Source organism: Shewanella inventionis, from assembly GCF_014641855.1.
GTDB classification, from domain to species: domain Bacteria; phylum Pseudomonadota; class Gammaproteobacteria; order Enterobacterales; family Shewanellaceae; genus Shewanella; species Shewanella inventionis.
The window spans coordinates 1-18,006 of the sequence record NZ_BMII01000022.1 but is presented as its reverse complement, the minus strand read 5'-3'; the positions used below and the strand labels follow the sequence as shown (position 1 = coordinate 18,006).

The 18,006-nt window shown below is 40.7% G+C and carries 18 protein-coding genes and 3 tRNA genes (1 of these 21 only partly in view); 6 read left to right on the top strand and 15 right to left on the bottom strand.

The features are described 5' to 3' along the window. The 11 genes from IEW93_RS13580 to IEW93_RS13530 all read right to left on the bottom strand — a co-directional run. A tRNA-Lys gene (locus IEW93_RS13580) sits at window positions 1-51 on the bottom strand (it extends 125 nt beyond the left edge of the window). A gap of 203 nt (window positions 52-254) precedes the next feature. After that, window positions 255-330: transfer RNA gene (locus IEW93_RS13575), tRNA-Lys, on the bottom strand. Window positions 331-453: 123 nt separating this feature from the next. After that, window positions 454-529 (bottom strand) — tRNA-Lys (locus tag IEW93_RS13570). Between the two features lie 273 nt (window positions 530-802). Next, window positions 803-1,549 (bottom strand): tol-pal system protein YbgF, encoded by a 747-nt coding sequence (gene ybgF, locus IEW93_RS13565; protein ID WP_188739850.1) that lies wholly within the window; start codon window positions 1,547-1,549, stop codon window positions 803-805. A 55-nt stretch (window positions 1,550-1,604) separates the two neighbouring features. Further along, the gene (gene pal, locus IEW93_RS13560) at window positions 1,605-2,141 is read right to left on the bottom strand and encodes a peptidoglycan-associated lipoprotein Pal (protein ID WP_160056541.1); all 537 of its coding nucleotides are present in this window, start codon (window positions 2,139-2,141) and stop codon (window positions 1,605-1,607) included. A gap of 23 nt (window positions 2,142-2,164) precedes the next feature. After that, window positions 2,165-3,493, bottom strand: a complete 1,329-nt coding sequence (gene tolB / locus IEW93_RS13555; RefSeq protein WP_188739849.1) for a Tol-Pal system beta propeller repeat protein TolB — start codon at window positions 3,491-3,493, stop codon at window positions 2,165-2,167. Between the two features lie 40 nt (window positions 3,494-3,533). Then, on the bottom strand, window positions 3,534-4,517 hold the full coding sequence (gene tolA / locus IEW93_RS13550; protein ID WP_188739848.1) for a cell envelope integrity protein TolA: 984 nt from the start codon (window positions 4,515-4,517) through the stop codon (window positions 3,534-3,536). Next, a complete protein-coding gene (tolR, locus tag IEW93_RS13545; protein WP_188739847.1) occupies window positions 4,518-4,946 on the bottom strand; it encodes a protein TolR in 429 nt (142 codons plus the stop codon). Continuing rightward, window positions 4,946-5,635, bottom strand: a complete 690-nt coding sequence (tolQ, locus tag IEW93_RS13540; RefSeq protein WP_188739846.1) for a protein TolQ — start codon at window positions 5,633-5,635, stop codon at window positions 4,946-4,948. Before tolQ ends, tolR begins: the two co-directional genes overlap by 1 nt. Beyond that, a complete protein-coding gene (gene ybgC / locus IEW93_RS13535) occupies window positions 5,625-6,026 on the bottom strand; it encodes a tol-pal system-associated acyl-CoA thioesterase (RefSeq protein WP_188739919.1) in 402 nt (133 codons plus the stop codon). The genes tolQ and ybgC overlap by 11 nt, the downstream gene beginning before the upstream one ends. 1,025 nt (window positions 6,027-7,051) lie before the next feature. Further along, window positions 7,052-7,921, bottom strand: coding sequence for a flagellar protein MotY (locus IEW93_RS13530; protein WP_188739845.1), 870 nt, complete (start codon window positions 7,919-7,921; stop codon window positions 7,052-7,054). Window positions 7,922-8,107: 186 nt separating this feature from the next. Here IEW93_RS13530 and rnt point away from each other — a divergent pair, with 186 nt between their 5' ends. Then, window positions 8,108-8,770, top strand: coding sequence for a ribonuclease T (gene rnt / locus IEW93_RS13525; RefSeq protein ID WP_188739844.1), 663 nt, complete (start codon window positions 8,108-8,110; stop codon window positions 8,768-8,770). 115 nt (window positions 8,771-8,885) lie between these two features. On the opposite strand, the gene IEW93_RS13520 is transcribed toward rnt, so the two are convergent. Next, window positions 8,886-9,491 carry a peroxiredoxin gene (locus tag IEW93_RS13520; RefSeq protein WP_188739843.1) on the bottom strand — a complete coding sequence of 202 codons (606 nt, stop codon included), beginning with the start codon at window positions 9,489-9,491 and terminating at the stop codon, window positions 8,886-8,888. A 450-nt stretch (window positions 9,492-9,941) separates the two neighbouring features. Between IEW93_RS13520 and IEW93_RS13515 the strand changes: the two genes are divergently transcribed. Next, on the top strand, window positions 9,942-11,264 hold the full coding sequence (locus IEW93_RS13515; RefSeq protein WP_188739842.1) for a Na+/H+ antiporter family protein: 1,323 nt from the start codon (window positions 9,942-9,944) through the stop codon (window positions 11,262-11,264). A gap of 32 nt (window positions 11,265-11,296) precedes the next feature. Here the strand turns inward: IEW93_RS13515 and IEW93_RS13510 are convergent. Together IEW93_RS13510 and upp are read right to left on the bottom strand one after the other, a co-directional pair. Next, window positions 11,297-12,323 (bottom strand): IS630 family transposase gene (locus IEW93_RS13510; RefSeq protein ID WP_188739841.1). Its coding sequence is split into 2 segments (ribosomal slippage): window positions 11,297-11,866 and window positions 11,868-12,323, totalling 1,026 coding nucleotides; the frame shifts between segments, so codons are not numbered across the junction. A gap of 131 nt (window positions 12,324-12,454) precedes the next feature. Beyond that, window positions 12,455-13,081, bottom strand: coding sequence for a uracil phosphoribosyltransferase (gene upp / locus IEW93_RS13505; RefSeq protein WP_188739840.1), 627 nt, complete (start codon window positions 13,079-13,081; stop codon window positions 12,455-12,457). A gap of 239 nt (window positions 13,082-13,320) precedes the next feature. On the opposite strand from upp, the gene purM reads away from it, so the two are divergent. Beyond that, window positions 13,321-14,358, top strand: coding sequence for a phosphoribosylformylglycinamidine cyclo-ligase (gene purM / locus IEW93_RS13500; protein ID WP_188739839.1), 1,038 nt, complete (start codon window positions 13,321-13,323; stop codon window positions 14,356-14,358). Continuing rightward, complete coding sequence (gene purN / locus IEW93_RS13495) at window positions 14,358-15,002, top strand: phosphoribosylglycinamide formyltransferase (protein WP_188739838.1); 645 nt, start codon at window positions 14,358-14,360, stop codon at window positions 15,000-15,002. The genes purM and purN overlap by 1 nt, the downstream gene beginning before the upstream one ends. A gap of 64 nt (window positions 15,003-15,066) precedes the next feature. On the opposite strand, the gene cysB is transcribed toward purN, so the two are convergent. Further along, window positions 15,067-16,044, bottom strand: a complete 978-nt coding sequence (gene cysB, locus IEW93_RS13490; RefSeq protein WP_188739837.1) for an HTH-type transcriptional regulator CysB — start codon at window positions 16,042-16,044, stop codon at window positions 15,067-15,069. 385 nt (window positions 16,045-16,429) lie between these two features. On the opposite strand from cysB, the gene IEW93_RS13485 reads away from it, so the two are divergent. Together IEW93_RS13485 and IEW93_RS13480 are read left to right on the top strand one after the other, a co-directional pair. Beyond that, a complete protein-coding gene (locus tag IEW93_RS13485) occupies window positions 16,430-17,209 on the top strand; it encodes a hypothetical protein (RefSeq protein WP_188739836.1) in 780 nt (259 codons plus the stop codon). 176 nt (window positions 17,210-17,385) lie between these two features. After that, window positions 17,386-17,793: a LexA family protein gene (locus IEW93_RS13480; RefSeq protein ID WP_188739835.1), complete on the top strand. Its 408-nt coding sequence runs from the start codon at window positions 17,386-17,388 to the stop codon at window positions 17,791-17,793. Window positions 17,794-18,006 lie beyond the last annotated feature (213 nt).

The following is an 18,006-nucleotide window of genomic DNA, read 5'->3' as shown; positions in this document are numbered from 1 at the left end:
CTTGACCAATTGGTTAAAAGCCAACTGCTCTACCGACTGAGCTAACGACCCATCTAGGTTTTATAAGCTTTATTGCTTACTGGAACAAAAGCCAACTGTCTATGTTTCAAGACCGACTGAGCTAACGACCCATCTAGGTTTTATAAGCTTTATTGCTTACTGGAACAAAAGCCAACTGTCTATGTTTCAAGACCCGCTGAGCTAACGACCCATCTGGATGTTACGTTTAAATTCTTTAGCCACGATTTAAAAAGTGGTGGGTCGTGAAGGATTCGAACCTTCGACCAATTGGTTAAAAGCCAACTGCTCTACCGACTGAGCTAACGACCCATATTGGTTTTATAAGCTTTATTGCTTACTGGAACAAAAGCCAACTGTCTATGTTTCAAGACCCGCTGAGCTAACGACCCATCTGGATGTTACGTTTAAATTCTTTAGCCACGATTTAAAAAGTGGTGGGTCGTGAAGGATTCGAACCTTCGACCAATTGGTTAAAAGCCAACTGCTCTACCGACTGAGCTAACGACCCATCTTGGTTTTGTAAGCTTTATTGCTTACTGGAGCAAAAGCCAACTGTCTATGTTTCAAGACCGACTGAGCTAACGACCCATTTTGGTTTGATAAACTTTAATCGCTGTGTGCAGTAACTACATTGAGGTGATTAACGCTTTTAAACCCCTCAGAAGGCTGTGCCGTTCTGAGGGCGCCTATAATACCTTTTTCAATTTCTCATGCAAGCGCAAATTTATAATTTCTTGTTGTTTGCATGAAAAACAGACTAAGAGGCTGTTTTTTGTCTTAATTAGCCTTTTAAAGCTGATAATTGTTGTTGAGCAAGGCGAGCAGATGCACTATCAGCGTATTCGCTAAGGACTTTATTGTATAACGCGCGCGCACCGGCTGTGTCGTTTTCTTTTTCAGCAATCATACCGAGCTTAACTAAACTATCGCCACGCTTATTAGAATCTGAAAATTTACTCACAACAGTACTAAACGCCTGTTTAGCCGCTGAATAATCGCCTTTGTTATACAACAACTGCCCTAACCAATAGTTTGCATTGGCAGCATAACTAGAATCAGGATACTTGGTGATAAAATCACGAAATGCAGGAATCGCGTCATCGTATTTGCGATCTTTCAACACAAGATTAACAGCAGCTTCATAACTCGCTGTTTCTCCTAATGTTGAGCTGGCCGCTGCTACCGCTGCTGGATCTGTTTGTGTGGTTTCAGCTGCCGCGGCTGGAGTTGAAGACTTAGCAGTAAGATTAGCAATTTCCTCATACAGTTGACGCTGACGCTGCAACATTTGATTCATTTGATAATTTTGTTGCTCAGTAATGCCACGTAAATCCAACACTTCATTTTGTAATGAATCCATACGGCGTTGCATATCAAACTCAACTTGCTGTTTGGCTTTAATGATACGCTCTAATTTTGCAATTCGATCTTCATTTGAACCACCAGATGCGTCTGACACTGGCGCTGGCGCTGCAAATGCACTCGCAGTAGTGAAGAACATGGCCGCGACTAAAATGGATTGTTTCATTTTGTCTACTCCTAAAAAAGGCCAACCGAACAGGTTGGCCTTATATTTTTAACGCTTAGTAAACTAATACACCACGACGGTTTAAACCGAAACCGGTGTCTGTACGAGAGAAATCTAATGGCTTCTCTTCGCCGTAGCTTACAATACTCATTTGGTTAGGTTGCACACCCATACCTTGTAAGTATTTAGCAATCGCTTTCGCACGACGTTCACCAAGTGCGATGTTGTACTCTGGCGTACCACGTTCGTCGGCATGACCTTCGATCAATACACGTACACTTGGGTTTTCTACTAAATAGTTACCATGTGCTTGAAGAATGTCAGCATTTTCGCTTTGAACTTCACTACGGTCAAAATCAAAGTAGATGATGTTTTGACGACGTAGCTCTTGTTCTTTTAAACGTTGCTGTTCAGCTGGGCTTAATACTGCACCAGCACCACCCGTTTCAATACCACCAGCACCATATTCACTACCAGTACCACTCATAGAACCGTTAGCGTCAGTTTCAGAGTCTGAAGTTGAGCTACAGGCACCCAGTGCCATAAGCGGAACTGCAACCAACATAGCTTTGAACAACTTATTCAGATCCATTTTAAATCCTTATCAATATCTATTTAGAGAAACGGAGACCATGCTGGTGACTTCACCTCGCCCTGGCCGACAGGCAATCTTGCTTTAAATCTGCCGTCTACAGAAACAGCAGCTAATACTTGTTTACCTTGATGGGTTGTACCATAGATAACCATAGTGCCATTTGGTGCAACACTTGGTGATTCATCAAGTTGAGTTGATGAAAGCACCTGCATAAAGCGTGTCGCTAAATCCATTCTAGCAATATGGAACTTACCATTAGTACGGTTTACAAAAATCATACTACGTCCGTCAGGAGTAATTGAACCACCAAGGTTCCATTCACCTTCGAATGTCATACGAGAGACTTTATTTGTATCTAAATTTACGCGGTATAACTGTGGCCTTCCGCCACGCTCTGAGGTAAATAGCAATGATTTACCGTCAGGGAACCACGAAGGCTCTGTATCGATCGCGTAATGGTCAGTAATGCGCTGTGAAGATTTAGTCGCAATATCGACAACATATATTTCTGGTTGGCCATCTTTTGACAACGTAATGGCTAACTTTTTACCGTCTGGTGAAAATGATGGAGCGCCATTAATACCATTAAAACTACTCACCATAGTACGCGTTTGGCTATAGATGTCTTGTACAAAAATTTCTGCTTTTCTGTTTTCAAAACTCACGTACGCTAAACGACGGCCATCAGGTGACCATGTTGGTGACATAAGTGGCTCTGGTGAACGTAATAACATTTGCTCGTTATAGCCATCATAATCAGCAATCATTAAATGGTATGGTGCTTTTTGACCTTGTTTTACAACCACATAAGCGATACGCGTTAAAAATGCACCGCGAACACCAGTTAGCTTTTCATAAACGATGTCGCTAATACGGTGGCCGTATTGCCTAAATTGACTAGCACTAATGACAGTCTCACGGCTTTCAAGCAATAACTCATTGTTATTGACCGGGCCATTGTTCATTGCACTACGTGCTTTAAACAAGTCAATCAACTCAAAACTGACAAGGTATTGATCAGCACCATAAGGTTTTACGCTACCAACAACAATCGCCTCTGCATCAACGTTTGCCCAGTTCTGTGCAGCAAAACCACTAATAGATGACAAGGTTGTTTGTGGTAATGCACGCACATCTAATGACTTAAACGCACCACTGCGGGCTAGGTCTGAAGTCACAACATCAGATATAGACGCCGGAGCTGGACCTTGACCTTGCCAAATAAACGGCACAATCGCTATAGGTCTTGCGGCATCAACACCTTCTGTAATTACAATGTCTAACGCTGCGCGAGCAGGTGTTGTTAACACAACAAGTGCCAGTGTTAACCATTTAGCCAAATTCTTCATGCGACTCCTTTAATTTAATTCCATCTTACTATGTTTAATATTAATTAAATTCCGGTGAAACGGTTAAATTAATCTCTTTTAACTGTTGATAAACAGCAGGCTCTGGCGATACAGGTAAACGACCAGCCTTGTTTATAGACACTTTAGCTGCACGACAAACAACTTGATCACCTTCAAGGGTTTGTGCTGTCGTTACAAATCCATCTGATGCTAAGCGAATAAACACTCGACAACTTTTACCACGCATTGACTCATCAACGACTAAATTACGTTGAATCGTAGCAATAATCATCGCTTTATATTTATCAACTTCTGATAATACTTGCTTGTTACGCGTTTTAGACAACGAATCTTGTTCAGCCGCTAATGCCTCAGCCATTTCTCGCTCTTGCCTTGCTTTAGCTTCTGCTTCGGCTTTACGCTTACGTTCTGCATCTTCACGCTGTTTACGCTCTGCTTCTTCTTTGCGCTTACGCTCTTCTTCAGCTCGTTGGCGCTCTTCTTGCGCTTTTTTAGCTGTAGCTTCCTCTTGCTTGCGTTTTTCAGCAGCTTGCTTAGCAGCCTCTTCAGCTGCTTTTTGCTCTTTTTCTTTCTGTTTTCGGATCTCTTCAGCTTTTTGAGCTCGCTCTTTCTCTTGCTGCTGCTTAACCTGAGCGGCTTTTGCTGCATCATTAGCTCTTTGGGTCTCAGCCTCTTTCAACTTACGTTGGATTTCTAATGCTTTAATTTTTTCTTGCTCGCTTTCACGCTCACGCTTTGCCTCTTGTGCTTTGCGTTCGAGTTCAGCTTGACGCGCTTTTTCTTGCTGCAACGCATCTTGTTTTTGTTTTTTTAACTGTTCAACTCTATCAGTCACTTTTTGCTGATCAATCACAATAGCTTGAACAGCAGGCGCACTGGCTGCTGTTTGCATTTGTTTGGGTTTATCATCAAAACTTATCCCTAATGCAAGAATGATAATTGCCCCAATATGAATACCAGCAGAAATCGAAACTGGTACGGTTAAATCTGAGTTTCCAGACACCTAGTTCTCCTTCGGCGAATCAGTCATTAACCCAACAGCAGGCACTCCGGCACCTTGAAGGCTAATCATTAATTGAATAACGCTTTCATACGGAATTGAACGGTCAGCCTTCACAACCACAGGCCTTAATGGCTCGAGTTGAATTAACGCACCAACCTCAGTAGACACTTGTTCTAAATCCATTGCTAAAGAGTTAGAGCTACTGCCCACATTTAAAAAGTATTCGCCCGCAGCATCAATAGAAGCAACAATAGGCGGTTTACTGTCAGGAGGCAGGGTTTCGGCATTACCTTGCGGCAACTCAACCTTGACACCTTGCGAGACAATAGGCGCTGTTACCATAAAAATAATTAACAACACTAACATGACGTCGATATAAGGAACCACGTTGATTTCAGCAACGGGACGACGACGCTTACGCTGATACATTAACCGGCTTCCTTCTCGCTATATGCTTGACGTTGCAATATGTTTGAGAATTCTTCCATAAAGTTGGCATATGAATTCTCAAGCTTTTCTACATGAGTCGAGAATCTGTTGTAACCAATAACAGCAGGAATTGCTGCAAATAAGCCCATTGCCGTTGCAATAAGTGCTTCAGCAATACCTGGAGCAACCATTGCTAGTGTCGCATTTTCAACCGCACCCAATGCGATAAATGAGTTCATGATCCCCCAAACGGTTCCAAACAAACCGATATATGGGCTGGTTGAACCTATGGTTGCAAGTAAAGGCAAATTATTCTCTAGCTTTTCCATTTCTCGAGATAAACTCACACGCATCGCACGAGATGTACCATCCATCACGGCTTCAGGCGATTTACTGTTCACTTTACTCAAACGAGTATATTCTTTAAAGCCCGCAACAAACATGGCCTCTAAACCAGCGATTGAACTGCCTCGAGCAATGAGTTCTTTATATAGTCGGTTTAAATCAACACCAGACCAAAATGTATCCTCAAAACGAAGTGCTTTTACTCTGGCTGAACTTAATAATTTGTTACGTTGGATGATCACTGCCCAAGAGACAATCGATAATGCCAATAAGGTCAACATGACCAATTTTACCAACACACTGGCTTCTAAAAACAAGCCAATAAATGAAATTTCAGCGTGCACTGTCAAACTCCTGAACCATATTTAGGGGAATAGCGCGGGGACGCATACGTGACAAAGATATACACGCGACAACCACTGTCGCTTCACAATAGCAATCACCTTGATGATCTACTAAGCGTTGGTGAAACACCAATGACGCTTTCTTTAATTCTACGACCTTGGATTCAACCAATAGGTCCTGTTCAAATTTTGCTGCTTTTTGAAAATCGATTTCTGCATGCTTAACAACAAAAGCAATATCTTCTGCCAGCAATTGTGCTTGGCGAATACCCATCGCTTTTAACCATTGTGTTCGAGCCCGCTCAAAAAAATTAAGGTAGTTTGAATGATACACAACCCCACCGGCGTCGGTATCTTCATAATAAATTGATATAGGCCAAACAAACATAATCAGAACATCAATTCTTAGAAGGCAAAAGTTGGCTTACTATACCGAGTAGCAACACACTTGTGAATAATCTCTGGGGCTAAAAACAGACTTTATTTTGCTCAAAATACGCTAAAACACGCGAATTTGCTCAGAAACTGTAACAGATGAAGCTTTCTTAATGTTTCCGCTCAAAACGTTAACAAACTTTTAAACAAAAAATCGTAATTAAACCATAGGTTATACAATAAAATTTTCCCAGAATGTAAACCCAAATAAACACTACATTCCCAAAACAAGCCGTTCGTGTTAAACGCATTTGGCACAGGCAGTTCAACAGATATTTTATGCACTTGATCTTATTTTATGCCCCAAGGTTTAATGATTAAATCTTTAGGTTGGAGTTATGCCATAGTGAAACCCTACTTTTATTAATTTAACCTTAAAACCACATGTTCATAACCTCGAGATAATCCCCTGCTTAACAATAGTAGAGAATGAAGCCCAAAAGGTATTTCTTAGGCATGTTGCCCAACAATTAAGTTATTTTACATCCCCAAAAATCGCTAAAAAAATCGACTACAGCCAAGTTGTTAAATATTATCGACGTGGTTATTTTGCTAATCCGATTAGTTATGCAAAATATATGTATAATAACCTGAAAAAGCGCTGTAATAGCTTATAAAGCCTTTTTTGTGTAAATATAAACAGCCTTAATCATTAGTTTTATTAATGCAAAACAGTAATTTTTCTAGTTTGTCGAATTAGTGCATTCATTCTACTATAGCCTTGTTTTCACGATGCATCCGATTCAGATGTTGAAAACAAAGAACGTCAAACTGATGTAGCCCAATACCTCAGTTTACCCTAGTTCTTATGCTTGACTTCCTTCCTTAAATTTGTTGATTGCAAATTGTTTAACCCACTTGGATTGAGTGGGTTTTTTTTATCTTTTTTTTCGCCCATCACAATGCAATACTCAAGCAACAAGCAAAATAAAACCCAAGCAGTAAACTACTCGGGTTTGTGTATATCACGTTATCATTGCGCTATATTGGTTTCGTTATCTTAATGACCACACGACGATTGATTTGCCTTTCTTGTTCAAGATCATTTGCCGCAACGTGCCGCTTCTCACCATGACCTTCTGTACGAATACGATCTTGAGGAATACCGCTGGCAATAAGAATATCTTTAACTGAGTCGGCACGTTTGTCTGATACTCTTTGATTGACAGAGCGCCCTCCATAACTGTCAGTATAGGCGTCAATAAGAACAAGCTCGACTTCAGGATCAAATGACAAGTAACGTTGTACTTTTTGTAGCTGCATTTTGGAAAAACGGGTTAACTCCACCCCGCCCTCTTGGTAATTTAAAACGGTAAATGCAATGTCATCAAAACTGTAAGGTAATAAGTTCGCTAAACAAGAACGAAACTCACGGTATTTACCACCAAAATTTGCCGATGACAATCCAACCGCTATTTTAGCATTAGGATTATACCAATCGGCATAGTAAAAAGTCGGTTCCATGCCTTGGCTTAACTCATCTAACATCGACCATGCTGCTTTTTTTGGCACTTCACCATTAAATTGTTTTTGATAGGTTAACTGGGTAATTTTCCGTGAGTTATGGCCTGGACGCCAACTCGGTGCACGGCTAATTAGCGTGGCATTGGTGACAGAATCTGGCTTTGACCACATGTCTAAGGTAAATTGTAAATTGAGTTCCTTGCCTGCGATACTAGTGAAAATAGCTCGACCATAATCAGGAATGTCATGCTCTAAGCGGCATTCTATAGGATTATTTTCGCCTACACGCCATGCTGAGTTTTCAAGAGACGCCACATAATGTCTCAAATCGGCATGAGCCGTTGAGCAAAGACACAAACTTGTGAGTACCATCAGTTTTCGCCACATAAAAACACCCTTTATACCGGTTACTTAGTAGCTATCGGCCTTTTACAGGGTTTCTTTAGCAAACAATCATGTTTAATCGTTGATAAAAACCACAATCAAACATGACAGTGAGCGTCAGTTTGCGCATAATACTCGGCTTAATATCATTTACTCTGAAAGTGATATCAATTGAGGAAAAAGAAGGTAATGACAGATATTTGTGACGCTAACAAGTTTAAACACCGCTTTCGTGGTTATTTTCCAGTGGTTATAGACGTTGAGACAGCAGGTTTCAACGCAAAAACAGACGCGTTACTTGAAATTGCTGTCAGCTTGCTAAAAATGAACAGTGACGGAGTCATTGAGCTCGATAAAACCTTACACTTTCATATTGAGCCTTTTGAGGGGGCCAATTTGGAACCCGAAGCATTAGCATTTAATGGCATCGATCCTACAAACCCGCTTAGGGGGGCTGTAGATGAAAAAGCCGCATTTTTAGAAATCTTTAAAGAAGTCAAAAAAGCGCAAAAGGCCGCGGATTGTCATCGTTGTATTATTGTGGCTCACAACGCCGCATTTGATTTGGGTTTTGTGAATCAAGCTATTGAGCGTAATAGTTTAAAGCGCTCGCCATTTCATCCTTTTGCAAGTTTTGACACCGCAACGTTAGCAGGATTAGCAATTGGCCATACTGTATTAGCCAAAGCGTGTAAAATAGCAGGTATTGAATTTGACAATAAAGAAGCACATTCAGCGCTCTATGATACTGAGCGGACTGCTGAATTGTTTTGCTATATAGTTAATCGTTGGAAAGCCCTTGGTGGGTGGCCTCTTGTCACTGCTGATGATGAAGATGCCAATATAGAGTAACTACAGCAAGCTATTTTTAATATTCTGCCTGTATGTATAAGATAAACAACGTAACACTCCACGCCCAATAAAAAAGCTGCCGAAGCAGCTTTTTTATTCGTTCAAACTCTTAGCATTAAAGCTTAGCAGAGTTATCTTTTAAGTATGCAGCCACACCTTCAGTGCTAGCTGTCATGCCTTTTTCGCCTTTTGACCAGCCCGCTGGACAAACTTCACCGTGTTCTTCATGGAATTGAAGTGCGTCGATCATACGGATCATTTCATCAACGTTACGGCCTAATGGTAAATCGTTAACCACTTGGTGACGTACTTGGCCTTCTTTATCTACTAAGAAAGAACCACGGAAAGCAACGCCGGCTTCTGGGTGCTCAACATCGTATGCTTTACAAATTTCGTGCTTAACGTCTGCAACTAAAGTGTATTTAACTTGGCCAATGCCACCCTTTTCAACTGGGGTGTTACGCCACGCGTTATGAGTAAACTGTGAATCAATTGAAACACCAATCACTTCAACACCACGTTTAGTAAACTCTTCCATGCGGTGATCAAAAGCAATAAGCTCTGACGGACACACAAAAGTAAAATCAAGTGGGTAGAAGAAAATAACCGCTGGCTTACCTTTAATTGCGGTAGCTAGGTTAAATGTGTCAACAATTTCACCAGAACCAAGGACGGCTGCTGCAGTGAAATCTGGGGCTGGACGGCCTACTAATACGCTCATTATCAATCTCCATTTAATGGCTTTTTAACACGCTACAATGGTACGAATTATTCTTTCACAGTCATCCATTAATCGAAAATCCGAACCACTGGTACTTATTCAGTGATATACCATACAGTTAATTTAGCTTAGTTATAAGTTATTTCAGCGTAAAAAGCGTCTACCTGCTGAAAAATAAAACATGCAAACTCACTAATGAATACAAATGTAATAGTGCAGTGTGACAAAATCATTATCAAGCGCTTTAAAATGAACCGAGTCTGATACACAAATGCGACAGTTTACAAATAGCACCCAATACTCATCATTGATTGGCGACTCATTTGTATTAAAAACATTCAGTCATTCCTTTAAAACCTGCACCAACGATTAAAAATTTCATCTAGGCTGGACAAACTGCATGACTACAGTCAAAAATAGCGGTCTCATTTACTTTTAAGAATTACGATTATGAATGCGGTCGTTATCGCTGTTTGCTTGATGCTCTTTTTAAGCTTTATCCGAATTAACGTTGTCGTTGCATTAACCATTAGTGCAGTTGTTGCAGGCTTAGTCGGTGGTCTAGATATCCACCAAACAATATCAGCTTTTAATGATGGTTTGGGCGGTGGAGCCCAAATAGCATTGAGTTACGCATTATTAGGTGCTTTTGCGGCAGCGTTATCTCACTCAGGCTTAACGACACTGATTTCTCATGCCATTATTCATAAATTGGGAAAAGAGCCAAACAGCAGTAACACTCAAGTAGTACGTTGGTTATTGTTAATCACCATTCTTGCAATGGCTATTTCGTCACAGAACATTTTGCCCATTCATATTGCTTTTATCCCAATTTTAATTCCGCCGCTGTTGCATGTTATGACTAAACTCAACATCGATCGTCGCCTTATAGCGTGCATACTGACGTTTGGTTTAGTAACAACTTACATGATTTTACCTATTGGATTCGGTGGGATTTTTTTAAACGACATCTTGCTCGCCAATTTAAATACCAATGGTTTAAATGCGGTAAATACCCAAATACCACAAGCAATGCTTTTACCTGCCCTAGGAATGGTATTTGGTTTATTAATTGCGGTATTCATCAGTTATCGTAAACCCAGACAATATATGATTGAACAACCTGTGTTAAGTGACACAGAAACACAGGTAATTAACCGTAAAAGTATTGTTATTTCAATCACGGCAATTATCATCACACTGATTGTTCAACTGCAAACTGATTCAATGATTTTTGGTGCATTGAGCGGGTTTATCATTTTTCGCTTTTCAGGGATTATTAAACAAGACATCAGTAAAGACTTGTTTAATCAAGGCGTTCACATGATGGCTAACATTGGTTTTATTATGATTGCCGCAGCAGGTTTTGCTGCAGTGGTTAAATCTACGGGTGAAGTGGGCACCCTGGTCACATCGCTAGGCGATATAATAGGTGACAATAAAGCATTAGCCGCCTTATTGATGCTGGTTGTAGGCTTATTAATTACCATGGGGATCGGGTCATCGTTTTCAACCATACCGATTATAGCCACCATTTATGTACCACTAGCTTTAAGTTTTGGATTTTCTGTTGCGGCAACAATCGCTTTAGTTGGCACCGCAGCAGCACTAGGAGATGCTGGTTCTCCTGCATCTGACTCGACGTTAGGCCCTACAGCGGGTCTTAATGCTGACGGCCAACATGATCATATCCGTGACAGTGTTATTCCGACTTTTGTGCATTACAACATCCCGTTACTTGTATTTGGCTGGATAGCAGCCATGGTGCTGTAAATCGCAAAATCTTGTTATACCATTTACATTAATTAACTGGTCAGTTTTGTCCAGCTTCTAGTGCATAATTTAATGACCCTTTCAGGCTCTGCAATAAAGTTATTCCATGCGATTGAGCATTGTTCAACAATATCGTCATATCCACTAAAACAACGATTGGCAAGTTCATTTTGACGAAGCCATTGCCACACTTGTTCTACAGGATTGAGTTCTGGGGAATAGGGAGGAAGTTTAAGGATACTTAAGTTATCAAAGCCCTCCGTCAGTTTTTGTTGATGCCAACCTGCACCGTCCATAATGATCAGAGCATAGCGCCCAAATTCAGTCGCTTCTGAAATTAATTTCAAATGCTCTAACATATATTCACTATTGGCATACGGAGCAATAATTGCCTCTGTCGCGCCTGTAGCAGGACACACTGCACCATAAAAATAGGCTGATTCAAACTGTTGTTGCCTTACTGACCGTGGGCGGCTTCCTTTTAATGCCCAAATATGAGTGGTGGTATTTTGCTGGCCGAATCTGGCTTCATCTTGAAACCATACATCAATGCGATCTAACGATACATGACCAGGGGTGTTAAGGATCGTTGACAGTTGGAAGTTTTTTAAAAGCGTCCTGAACATCTTGAGACTGTTTTGGATGACGAGAGCGAGTTGTTATCCATGAAAAGCCTAGTTGATGGAGTATTCTGTATATGTTGGCCTGCTTAAAGGTCACGTTAAATTCAGATTGAATATAAAGACAGACATCTCTAGCCATCAATCTACCGCCACTCTCAGATAAGCTTTGAGCTTGTATAAACTCTTTAAGACTTGCCTGTTGTTTCGCTGACAATTGTGCGGGTCTACCAGGATTAGGCTTATCATCCAGGCCATTGATACCATGAGTTAAATAGTTTGTAACCCAGGCATTTACACTTGTTCTACTGACCTTCAACATATTAGCAATCGCAGTGCGGGAATGACCTTCGGTAAAGTGGAGTAAGGCGAGATAACGCATACGTTTGCGAGCGCTTTTTTCGGATTTAGCTAATGCGGTAAGATTGATATTATTCATAAATATTGAAATAAGAGAATGACGATTAATTAGATCATATATTTAATGTAATTGGTATTACTCAACGTAAAAAGAATACATAAAAAAATGGGAGCCAACTGGCCCCCATTTTTTATGACTCAATACTAGAATTATTTAGTACCAAAAATTTTATCACCTGCATCACCTAAACCAGGCAAAATATAACCTTGTTCATTAAGGCATTTATCAATTGCAGCTGTGTATAGCTCAATGTCAGGGTGCGCTTCTTCTAACGCTTTAATCCCTTCAGGGGCGGCAACAAGCACTAACGCTTTAATTGAAGTACAGCCACGTTTTTTCAACAAATCTATTGTGGCTATCATCGAGCCGCCAGTGGCTAGCATTGGGTCAACCACTAAGGCAATACGCTCTTCTACGTTACTGACGATTTTTTCAAAATAAGGTACAGGTTGTAAGGTTTCTTCGTCACGATATATACCGACAACCGAAATACGCGCACTAGGAATATGCTCAAGCACACCGTCCATCATGCCTAAACCCGCACGTAAAATTGGCACAACAGTGACCTTTTTACCTTTAAGCTGTTCAACACTTACAGGGCCATTCCAACCATCAATTGTTACGGTCTCAGTTTCAAAATCAGCTGTTGCTTCATAGGTTAATAAACTGCCAACTTCGGTGGCCAGTTCACGAAATCGTTTGGTACTAATATCCGCTTCCCGCATCAAACCGACTTTATGACGAACCAGTGGATGCTTAACTTCAACGACTTTCATTTCTTTCTCCTAGATTTCAGACTTTCAGGCAAATTTGACAAATGTTAGTCGATTTATCCCATGTATAAAACATAAAGTTTCAAAAATGCTGCAAATCGTGAGCTAAACCAATAAAAAATAGGCAATTCATCGTTTTCTTTTAAGGATAAAGTAAAAACATGGCTTTCGACCAATGAGACAAACTGATAGAATACTGCCGCATAAAATTCCATAAAACGATGTACCCTAGAGGATCCTCCGTGAGCACTCCTACCCCCCTAAGTTACAAAGACGCCGGCGTTGATATCGATGCAGGTAATGCGTTAGTCAACAACATTAAAACTGCGGTAAAACGCACTCGCCGTCCAGAAGTTATGGGCAATTTAGGCGGTTTTGGCGCACTATGCGAATTACCAACTAAATACAAACACCCTGTACTGGTTTCTGGTACTGACGGTGTTGGTACTAAATTACGTTTAGCCATTGATTACAAAAAGCACGACACCGTGGGTGTCGATTTAGTTGCTATGTGTGTTAATGACTTAATTGTATCTGGTGCTGAGCCACTTTTCTTTCTCGACTACTACGCTACTGGCAAATTAGACGTTGAAACAGCAACTTCTGTTGTTAATGGTATTGCAGAAGGCTGTTTTCAGTCTGGTTGCGCATTAATTGGTGGCGAAACAGCAGAAATGCCGGGCATGTACGAAGGCGAAGATTACGATCTTGCAGGCTTCTGTGTTGGCGTGGTTGAGAAAGCAGACATCATTGATGGTACTAAAGTGAAAACTGGCGATGCACTAATCGCTTTAGGTTCTAGCGGTCCTCACTCAAATGGCTACTCGTTAATTCGTAAAGTGTTAGAAGTCAGTCAAGCTGATACCCAACAGGATCTTGCTGGCAAACCACTCATTGAACACTTACTCGAGCCAACTAAAATTTACGTTAAACCACTGCTAAAACTCATTGAACAATCAGAAATCCATGCAATGGCTCACATCACAGGCGGTGGATTTTGGGAAAATATCCCACGTGTGCTTCCTGAAGATTGTAAAGCAGTTGTAAATGGTAGCTCTTGGCAATGGCCTGTTGTGTTTGATTGGTTAATGCAAAACGGCAATATCGACAAGCACGAAATGTATTTAACCTTCAACTGTGGTGTTGGCATGATTATCGCGCTTCCTACCGAACAAGTTGACGCGGCATTAGCACTGCTAAAAGCTGAAGGTGAAAATGCTTGGTTAATTGGTGAAATTGCAACGCGTCAAGGTGACGAAGAGCAAGTGGAGATCATTTAATGAGCTCAAGCTGTCGTGTTGTGGTGCTGATCTCTGGCAATGGCAGTAATCTTCAGGCCATTATTGATGGATGCGATGATAACTTAAATGCCGATATTGTCGGAGTCATTAGCAACAAACCGGATGCTTACGGGTTGATCCGCGCCCACCATAGCGAAATTGACACCAGTTGCGTGATTGCTTACAAGAACGAGTCACGCAGTGAATACGATTCACGTTTATTGGCTGCTGTGAACAAATATCAGCCTGATTTAATTGTATTGGCTGGTTTTATGCGCATATTAACGGATGAGTTTGTTAGCCAATTTTTAGGTAAGATGATCAATATCCACCCATCATTGTTACCTAAATATACTGGGTTAAATACTCATCAACGCGCAATAGATGCCGGTGATCTTGAACATGGTGCCAGCGTACATTTTGTCATACCACAACTAGATGCTGGCCCTGTAATACTGCAAGCTAAAGTGCCGGTTTATACTGGTGATGACGCAACTGTATTAGCAGAAAGAGTACATGAACAAGAACATGCTATCTATCCGCTCGTGGTTAAATGGTTTAGCTTAGGGCGATTGAAAATGCTTGAGGGTAAAGCGTATTTAGATGGTCAATTAATAGGTCCTTCTGGTTACGCGCCAGACTAATCTGATTAATTAGTACATAAAAAACCTCGCTGCAGCGAGGTTTTTTTATGCTTTTTGTATAGCACTAACGCACTGGCAGATTTATATCAGCAAACATTTCGTCAATCAATTGCTGATCTCGCAGTGCTACCGCTTTTTCAACCACATCGCGAGTTAAGTGTGGAGCAAAATGCAACATAAAATCATACATATAACCACGTAAAAAGCTACCACGCCTAAAACCAATTTTGGTTGTGCTGTGAGCAAATAAATGGCTTGCATCAATCGCAACTAAATCTTTATCAACTGTCGGATCGATCGCCATTGAGGCTATCACTCCAACCCCAAGCCCCAATCTTACATAAGTTTTCAGTACATCTGCACTCGTTGCACTAAATACAACTCGAGGGTCAAGATTTGCACGTTTAAACGACTTTTCAATTTCAGATGCTTTGTCAAAGCCAAACACATATGTCACTAATGGGAACTGAGCCAAATCTTCGATACTAATTTTACCTGATTGAGCTGCCAAAGGGTGATCACGGTTTACAACAATAGAACGATTCCAATGGTAACAAGGCAACATAATTAAATCGGTATACAAATGCATGGCTTCTGTTGCGATGGCAAAGTCGGCATCACCTCTTGCTGCTTGTTCACTGATTTGCGAAGGGGTCCCCTGATGCATGTGCAAGTTAACTTTAGGGTAACGCTTAATAAACTCCCGAATAATTTGCGGAAGCGCATACCGCGCTTGAGTATCCGTCGTGGCAATATTTAATTCGCCTTGATTCGGTTTGGTGTACTCTTCGGACACTTTTTTAATGCTATCGACTTTGCTTAATATATCATTTGCAATATCAATAACTTGTTGGCCTGCCGGCGTTACATGAGTTAAATGTTTACCGCTGCGACCAAAGATTTGAATCCCTAACTCATCCTCAAGCATTCTCACTTGCTTACTGATCCCCGGTTGTGAGGTATAGAGATTTTCTGCTGTCGATGACACATTAAGATTATGCTTAACGACTTCTGCAATATATCTAAGTTGCTGCAGTTTCATGATGAGATCCTTGATTTAACCGTAACCTATTCACATGCATCGTGAATAAGAACAACGTCAATAGTGTTTCACGAAAATGAGCTATCGTTCAACTATGACAAAACGTTATACTAATTATGAAAATGTAATACAAATAGTAATAACGGGCAAGGAAAATACCGATAAATATCTCTGCACAGCTCACAATACATGATTGGCACTATCTGTTTACTGATTTATCGACAAAACAACTTATTATTCAACGACAGCTGTAATGACATACGCTAAGATATAGGGTAATTTTGATGGCATTTGCTAATCAATCTGATTACCCATTAAAATGCCTTTTTAGCCATGATTATTGGCTGTTTTTACCATGTGATATGCAAGATAAAATGGAACCTTTATGTCCTTAATTTTGGTATTAATTCTTATCGGTGCACTGCTATTACTCATCATCGGTTTTAGTATTGTCCAACAACAAAAAGAGCGAGCGGAAGCTGAACGCCGAGTTGAAATATCGCGCCAACGCGCCATTATCGACGAAACTGATGCCGTATTATCTAACACGGGTATGGCACCATGCTCTAGTCATATCATGCTCGTGCTGTATCGTCGTATTCAAGATGCATTAGAGCAATCTATTGTACATGCTTCTGGTCAATTAAAATCAGATTATGAGCGTCGACTTGCTGATATAAAGGCGCAAATAACCACGGTATCTAACTCTCCTAGCCAGGTGCCTGCCATTGAAAATTTTCGGCTTCCCGATAATGACAGACAAATATTAGAACTTGTCAAAACCCTTAAAAAACTCAAGGCGATATTGCGTGCAGAGCATAACAAAGGAAAAGTAGAACCTACAATATTTGCCGAAGAAGAAATGCGTATTGATAATTTACAACTGCGTATTAATGTTGAATCTATGATTAGCCGCGCCCGTGCAGCCTGTTTTATGAAGCAATATGGTTCAAGTAAACAGATGGTGACGAAAGCATTAAATACATTGCATACCATCAAAGCCCAAACCCCAAACGATCCATTTATTTCGCGTAAAGTTGATGAAGCTAAACAACTTCTCGATGAAATTATGGGCGCACAACGTAGCACAGAGCCCAGTGCCCCCAAGCCTAAAAAAGAAGGCGATGATATCGATATGCTGTTTCAACCTAAAAAGAAATGGTAAAGCTTGTCTTCACTTTAATGATCTAATCTAAATAGCCTCGTTAAGAGGCTTTTTTATTGCTCTTTCACTCCTTTCGCCACGATCTCTTACCCATGTTGATAATGAAAATTTGATCATTTTTATTTCACTGCTAGAATACTGTTTATTTATACAGTGTTTATATCGCAGGTGCTGATATGAAAGTGATCCCTATCTATATTGCAGGCGGCATTAGTGGCTTTGAATCGCCAGCAGCAGAGTACCAACAGCAGCCATTGAGCCTAGATGAGTTGCTAATTACTCACCCAAGCGCAACCTTTATTGGTAAAGTCCAGGGCGATTCGATGATCGGCATTGGTATTTTTGATGGTGATTTGGTCATTGTTGATCGCAGTAGTTCCATTAAAAATGGCCAAGTGATCGTGGCCAATCTTAATGGTGAATTTGTGTGTAAAATGATCGACCTCAAACGAAGATTACTCCTCTCCTCCAACGATGCTTATGCCGATGTGGTGATTAATCAATATGATGATTTTAGTATTGAAGGTGCGGTAAGGTATTCAATACGATGCCATGATGAGGCAATTGACTTATGTTCGCGTTAGTCGATGCAACCTCATACTACTGTAGTGCAGAACAGGTATTTAGACCTGAATGGCGTCATCGTCCTATGGTTGTATTGTCTAATAACCACCCATACACTTTTACTTCCACTCTCTAACTATACACGTTTGACAATGTGAGAATGTCCACTATTGTGTTTACAGACTGAATGAATTGGATATCACCACATGGCAATCGTATACGAGATCAAAACA

Bases quoted from the DNA above. Each gene is read 5' to 3' on its own strand.
- ybgF (WP_188739850.1), bottom strand. From the start codon at position 1,549: ATGAAACAATCCATTTTAGTCGCGGCCATGTTCTTCACTACTGCGAGT.
- pal (WP_160056541.1), bottom strand. From the start codon at position 2,141: ATGGATCTGAATAAGTTGTTCAAAGCTATGTTGGTTGCAGTTCCGCTT.
- tolB (WP_188739849.1), bottom strand. From the start codon at position 3,493: ATGAAGAATTTGGCTAAATGGTTAACACTGGCACTTGTTGTGTTAACA.
- tolR (WP_188739847.1), bottom strand. From the start codon at position 4,946: ATGTATCAGCGTAAGCGTCGTCGTCCCGTTGCTGAAATCAACGTGGTT.
- IEW93_RS13530 (WP_188739845.1), bottom strand. From the start codon at position 7,921: ATGTGGCGAAAACTGATGGTACTCACAAGTTTGTGTCTTTGCTCAACG.
- rnt (WP_188739844.1), top strand. From the start codon at position 8,108: ATGACAGATATTTGTGACGCTAACAAGTTTAAACACCGCTTTCGTGGT.
- IEW93_RS13520 (WP_188739843.1), bottom strand. From the start codon at position 9,491: ATGAGCGTATTAGTAGGCCGTCCAGCCCCAGATTTCACTGCAGCAGCC.
- IEW93_RS13515 (WP_188739842.1), top strand. From the start codon at position 9,942: ATGAATGCGGTCGTTATCGCTGTTTGCTTGATGCTCTTTTTAAGCTTT.
- upp (WP_188739840.1), bottom strand. From the start codon at position 13,081: ATGAAAGTCGTTGAAGTTAAGCATCCACTGGTTCGTCATAAAGTCGGT.
- purN (WP_188739838.1), top strand. From the start codon at position 14,358: ATGAGCTCAAGCTGTCGTGTTGTGGTGCTGATCTCTGGCAATGGCAGT.
- cysB (WP_188739837.1), bottom strand. From the start codon at position 16,044: ATGAAACTGCAGCAACTTAGATATATTGCAGAAGTCGTTAAGCATAAT.
- IEW93_RS13485 (WP_188739836.1), top strand. From the start codon at position 16,430: ATGTCCTTAATTTTGGTATTAATTCTTATCGGTGCACTGCTATTACTC.
- IEW93_RS13480 (WP_188739835.1), top strand. From the start codon at position 17,386: ATGAAAGTGATCCCTATCTATATTGCAGGCGGCATTAGTGGCTTTGAA.